General features: G+C 34.5%; 3 protein-coding genes. All 3 read left to right on the top strand.

The window, feature by feature from the left end; genetic code table 11:
• On the top strand, positions 1-269 hold a 269-nt coding region (locus N7659_RS07860; protein ID WP_263276602.1), incomplete at its 5' end, for a Cna B-type domain-containing protein.
• Between the two features lie 191 nt (positions 270-460).
• On the top strand, positions 461-3,658 hold the full coding sequence (locus N7659_RS08175) for a Cna B-type domain-containing protein (protein ID WP_317629573.1): 3,198 nt from the start codon (positions 461-463) through the stop codon (positions 3,656-3,658).
• A gap of 148 nt (positions 3,659-3,806) precedes the next feature.
• A complete protein-coding gene (locus tag N7659_RS07840) occupies positions 3,807-5,216 on the top strand; it encodes an APC family permease (RefSeq protein WP_263276601.1) in 1,410 nt (469 codons plus the stop codon).
• Positions 5,217-5,450 lie beyond the last annotated feature (234 nt).

The following is a 5,450-nucleotide window of genomic DNA, read 5'->3' as shown; positions in this document are numbered from 1 at the left end:
CTATTGTGACAGCAAAAGACAACTGGTCATATAGCTTTGAGAATCTTCCAGAATATGAGAATGGAAAGAAAATCGCGTATAGCCTATCAGAAGACGCTGTTAAAGGTTATACCACAGTGATTAAGGGATATGACATTACTAATGTTCATCATCCAGAAAAACCATTACCAAAAACTGGGGAGTCATCAACATTATTCTTTAGTTTAGTAGGATTAGTAATAACAGGCTTAGCAGGTCTCTTTGCTTACAAACGCTACGCTAACAACTAATCATTTTCCTAGTGATTAACTAGAAAAACCCTCTGTTTCTCTCCTTATCAGAAAAAAACCATAAGATTTTATGAAAGACAATGAAAAAATGTGAAAAAATTCAAAAAACACATAATTGTTTGCTATTTATAAATCAAAGTGATAGACTTATCTTGGATTTCTGTCTAATTTTAAAGGAAAGGATTTTAAAGATGGGTAAATCAATAAAATTATTTTTAAAATCAACCCTAATTGCCATTTTTGCAATTGTGGGAATGATTGTAGCCTCAGCAAATACTGTTGAAGCAAAAGAACTTAATGATGTTATTTCAGATGTTATTATCTGGGATGTTAATAATGGAAGAGAAGCTTCAAAAAATGGATCAGGAGAATATGTCTTGGTAAAAGATGCTTCTTATCGATTTTCAACTGACTTTGATCTTTCAGCTTATAACAACAATGTAGAAAATGGTGATTTTTTCACTTTTAATATTCCTGCGCCATTCAATGTTCAAGAAACAAACTTTGACATGATAGACCCAGAAACAGGAATTGCTATAGGTGCTGTGTCAGTAACTTCTAACGGTGTAGCTAGTGGAGGAGTTGCCAAAATAACAATGCAACACCTTGATGAGTATTTAGAGCAAAAAAAGACTACAGAAATCATCAATGTTAAAGGAAACTTTTTTGTTCAATTCACTATGACTGAAACATTGGATAAAACTACTATTGTTTTTGAAAACATGAAGGATATTGGTCAAAAAGAAGTGGTTCTTTCTGTTATCCCAAGAGCTAGCACAGATAATACAGAAATATTAGGAAAAGAAAACTTTGCTAAATATGGTGGTGTCTTAACAGAACGTCCTTATACTTCTGCTGCACTAGGTAAATCGGGACAATATCAACATCCTTGGCGAATTCGTCTTAATGCATCACAAAAAGCATATGATTTTTTAACAATTACCGACTATGTCAATGACTCAGGAGCACCAATGCAAATTATCCCTGAGACATTAGTTGTTTCCACAGGTGATGGCATTGATCAAGGTTACCAACTTATTAATAGACAGTTTTTAACTGAAGGTGTTGATTACACTATTAATTACAATACTTCATACACAAGATTTGATATTACTATCAACAATCCTGGGTCAAAACCATTTATGATTGACTACGGAACAACAGCTCCTGCAGATGGTTCGGTAGTTGTTAATAGTACACAAGTTGTCTCTGATAAAGGGGATTTGACCATAACAGATGATCGTACCGAAACTGTAACAAATGTAACACGGAATAGCCGTATCACAACCGGTGGTACCATAAGTATAGAAACAGGAAATCGTATCACCATTTATAAAACAGACTTAGAAACCGGTAAGGCTCTTGGTGGAGCAATTTTTAAAATCACCAAACCAGATGGTTCAGAAATAACACTAACAGCAACAGATGATGCAAATGGAATAACACAGTCTCCAGTATTTTCTGAAGCTGAAATTGCTGCTGGAGAATTCACTATCACTGAAATTACAGCTCCTGATGGTTATATTTTAAATACTGAACCTATAAAAGTAACTGTTACTGATAAAGGGGCTATTCGAACCATTACAAATAGAAATAGTAAAACATTTATTAGTGGTACTAAAACATGGAATGATAATGATAACCAAGACGGTAAACGTCCAACAGAAGTAACAATTAAATTATTAGCAGATGGTGTTGATACTGGTAAAACAGTTACAACTAATGAAGCACAAGGATGGACATACACTTTTGGAGACTTAGATGTTGTCAATGCACAAGGTCAAGATATCGTTTATACTGTTGAAGAAGTTGCTGTACCAGAATACGATGCTGTTATTAATGGTTACGATATCACAAATACCCATATTCCAAGCACTATTAAAGTATCTGGAACCAAGACATGGGATGATGCCAATAATCAAGATGGTAAACGTCCAACAGAAATTACTGTTAACCTTTTAGCAGACGGACAACCAACAGGTCAAACCGTAACAGTTAATGAAGCAAGCAATTGGTCATATGAGTTCACTAATTTGCCAGAATTTAAAGACGGTCAACGTATTACTTATACTGTTACTGAAGATGCTGTACCAGATTACTCAACAACTATTGATGGTTATAACATTACAAATAGCTATACTCCGGGTAAAACTAATATTACAGTTTTCAAGATATGGGACGATGGAAATAACCAAGATAATCTACGTCCAGATAGTGTCAAAGTCCAACTTTACGCTAATGGTAAAAAATTAGGAGAAGCTGTTGAATTAACGGATAAAGGTTTATTAGGTTGGAGTTACACTTGGTCAGATCTTGATATAAAAGCTAATGGTCAAGACATTGTTTATACTGTTGAAGAAGTTGGGACAATCGATGGTTATACAACAACTGTAGGTCAGCTGATATCGGGTAGTGTAACCATCGTAAATAAACACAAACCAAGCACAATAAGTGTTAAAGGTAAAAAAACATGGGATGATGCCAATAACCAAGACGGTGTTCGCCCAACAGAAGTTGTGGTTAACCTCTTGGCAGACGGACAACCAACTGGTCAAACAGCAACCGTTAATGACGCTAGCAACTGGACTTATGAATTTACTGATTTACCAGAATTCAAAAATGGTCAAAAGATAGTTTACACTGTAACAGAAAACAAGGTAGATAACTACACAGTTGCTATCGATGGTTATAACATTACCAATAGTTACAAACCAGGCAAAACAAGTATCACAGTTACTAAAGCTTGGAATGATGCCAACAACCAAGATGGTATTCGCCCAGATAGCATTAAAGTGCAACTGTACGCTAACGATAAAAAAGCAGGTGACGAAGTAACCTTAACCGCTGCAGACAATTGGACCTATACATGGTCAGACCTTGATGAGAAATCAGCCGGTCAAGCCATTGTCTACACTGTCAAAGAAGTAGGAAAAGTTGATGGTTATACTGTTACCGTTGGTGAAATGAATCAAGGTAATGTGACAATTACCAATACACACACCCCAAGCACCACTAAGGTTGTCGGTAAGAAAACATGGGATGACGCCGATAATAAAGATAAGTTAAGACCAGAGTCCATTACTGTTCGCCTTTATGCCAATGATAAAGAAGTGAGACATGCTATTGTGACAGCAAAAGACAAATGGTCATATAGCTTTGAGAATCTTCCAGAATATGAGAATGGAAAGAAAATCGCGTATAGCCTATCAGAAGACGCTGTTAAAGGTTATACCACAGTGATTAAGGGATATGACATTACTAATGTTCATCATCCAGAAAAACCATTACCAAAAACTGGGGAGTCAAATAAAATCTTGTTTAGCATTCTAGGTTTTGCTATTCTTGCTCTAGTAGGATTTATCATATATAGAGCTAAACGCTCTCGTTAAGAAAAATAAAGGCTCTTGTCCTCTGGCAAGAGTTCTTTATTTAATCTTTATTATAAATTCATTGTATAAAAATTGTATGGTTGGTATAATTTTACAAACACTAAATAATATGGTAGACTAGTGTAATTATTATGAAGCGAGGAAATTTATGGGGATTTTTAGGAAAAAGACAGAACTATCGAAAAAAACGGAGCTTAATAGGCATCTTAAAGTTAGCGATTTAATCTTTCTTGGTTTAGGTTCAATGGTTGGAACTGGAATATTGACCGTTACAGGTATTGGAGCAGCTAATTTTGCTGGTCCGGCTCTTACTATATCGATTGTTATTTCAGCTGTTTCAGTAGGACTTTCGGCACTATTTTTTGCTGAATTTGCTTCCAGAATTCCAACTAATGGTGGTGCTTATAGTTATGTCTATCGCACAATGGGAGAATTTCCTGCTTGGATTGTTGGTTGGTACATTATTATGGAATTTCTAACAGCAATTTCAGGAGTTGCTTCTGGTTGGGGTGGTTATTTTAAAGGACTTTTGTCCAGCTACGGTTTAGAATTACCAGCAGCACTTAATGGAACATTTGATCCATCAAAGGGGCACTATGTAGATCTTTTTCCAATTTTAGTTGTTATTTTAGTAACTGGTATTGTGTTATTAAAATCGAAATTTGTTTTTAAACTCAATAATGTATTGGTTGTCTTAAAATTTTCTGCTCTCATTTTATTTATTCTAATAGGAGTGTTCCATATTAATTTAAATAATTGGTCTAATTTTTCACCGTTTGGCTTTGGTCAAATTTATGGTGGACAAACAGGAATTATGGCAGGCGCTTCCCTAATGTTTTTTGCTTTTCTTGGTTTTGAGTCAATCTCAATGGCTGTTGATGAAGTTAATGAACCACAAAAAAACATTCCTAAAGGAATAGCTTTATCATTATCAATCGTAACTCTTCTTTATATTGTTGTAACTCTTGTTTTAACTGGTATGGTTCATTATACCAAATTAAATGTTAGTGACGCCGTTGCTTTTGCCCTCAGGAGTATTGGTTTAACATGGGCAGCCAACTATGTTTCAGTTGTTGCTATTTTAACGTTAATCACCGTTTGTATATCGATGTCATATGCATTGGCTAGAATGATATATAGTATCAGTAGAGATGGCCTACTACCAAAAACATTTAGTAGAGTTTCTAAAAATCAAAAAGTGCCTAAAAACGCAACACTTCTTGTAGGTGTTATAGCAGCTATTTGTGCAGGTATATTTCCAATTGCAAGTATTGCTTCATTCTTAAACATATGTACACTGGCTTATCTTATCATATTAGCTTATGGCATTATTAAATTAAGAAAAAACGAAGGACTGCCTAAAAAAGGAGAATTTAAAACACCTTTTGTGCCAATTTTACCAATTATATCTATTGTTATCTGTCTTTCACTCATGAGTCAATATGAAATGACAACATGGTTAGCTTTTGGTCTAACAACAGTGATAGGAGTAGTTATTTATCTTTTATATGGTTATCGCCATTCAGCAATTGCTTCTAAAAGCGATGGTGAAAAATAAAGTGTAAAAATAATTATAAATTTAAACGAAAAAACTAGATTTATGCTAGTTTTTTTGTTATAATGGTCTTAGTGTCACCTTAAAAATATTGTTAATTCTTTTTCTTAAAAAATGTATTGACAAAGCTTAGCTGAGGTGCTAGAATATAATAGTTGTCTCGAAAGAGCATGACCTTTGAAAACTGAACAAGACAAGAAACCAAACGTGCAGGGTTATGAAAGTAACCTGTCAAAA

Origin of the sequence: Streptococcus sp. CSL10205-OR2, assembly GCF_025660655.1 — a bacterium.
In the GTDB taxonomy this organism is placed as follows: Bacteria; Bacillota; Bacilli; order Lactobacillales; family Streptococcaceae; genus Streptococcus.
Note: the sequence above shows the minus strand (reverse complement) of the source record. Positions and strands in the feature narration are given on the sequence as shown.

Excerpts from the sequence above, each read along its gene's own strand:
- N7659_RS08175 (WP_317629573.1), top strand. The coding sequence starts at position 461 with ATGGGTAAATCAATAAAATTATTTTTAAAATCAACCCTAATTGCCATT.
- N7659_RS07840 (WP_263276601.1), top strand. The coding sequence starts at position 3,807 with ATGGGGATTTTTAGGAAAAAGACAGAACTATCGAAAAAAACGGAGCTT.